Source organism: Alcaligenes sp. EGD-AK7 (genome assembly GCF_000465875.3).
In the GTDB taxonomy this organism is placed as follows: domain Bacteria; phylum Pseudomonadota; class Gammaproteobacteria; order Burkholderiales; family Burkholderiaceae_B; genus Alcaligenes; species Alcaligenes phenolicus.
The window spans coordinates 1-771 of sequence record NZ_AVOG02000027.1 but is presented as its reverse complement, the minus strand read 5'-3'; the positions used below and the strand labels follow the sequence as shown (position 1 = coordinate 771).

Here is a 771-nt window from a genome sequence, read left to right as displayed (position 1 = left end):
GATGATCACCGGTCCGAGCCCGGCAGTCGGCAAGTCCTTCGTCACCACCAACCTGGCCGCCGTTGTCGCTCAGTCCGGCAAGCGTGTACTGCTGATCGACGCCGACATGCGCAAGGGTTACCTGCACAAGGTCATGCGTTGCGATGGCGACAAGGGTCTGTCCGATATCCTCTCCGGTCGCATCACCCTGTTCGATGCCATCCAGAAGACCCAGCTGAACAACCTGCACGTGATCACCCATGGCCAGTTGCCGCCGAACCCGTCGGAACTGCTGATGCACGAGAACTTCTCGCGCTTCGTCAAGGAGATCAGCCACATGTACGACCTGGTGATCTTCGATACCCCGCCGATCCTGGCGGTCACCGACGCCGCGCTGGTCGGCAGCCAGGCAGGTACCACGCTGATGGTCACCCGCTACGGCCTGAACGGTCTGAAGGAAATCGAAGCGGCCAAGCGTCGTCTCGAGCAGAACGGCCTGCTGGTCAAGGGCGTGATCTTCAACGCCGTGGTCCGCAAGGCATCCACCTATGGCGAGTACGGCTACTACCAGTACGAATACGCCAGCACCAATAAGTAAGTGATTCGCACGGCGGCGGGGTCAACCCCGTCGCCATGCCGAACGCCGCCCCATTTTTTTTCGTATCTGCCCGACACTGACCTTGCGAGCGTCAGCGGACATTTTTTTTGCTTGAAGATAGGTGTTTAGCGATGACCAGACACTCCAACCGGCCTGCAATCCGCTCGACCCGACTGGCAGTGGCCCTGGCCGCC

At 60.4% G+C, this 771-nt stretch carries 1 protein-coding gene; it reads left to right on the top strand.

The features are described 5' to 3' along the window. A partial coding sequence (locus N879_RS12970; RefSeq protein ID WP_031232786.1) for a polysaccharide biosynthesis tyrosine autokinase occupies positions 1 to 577 on the top strand: 577 nt, incomplete at its 5' end. Positions 578 to 771 lie beyond the last annotated feature (194 nt).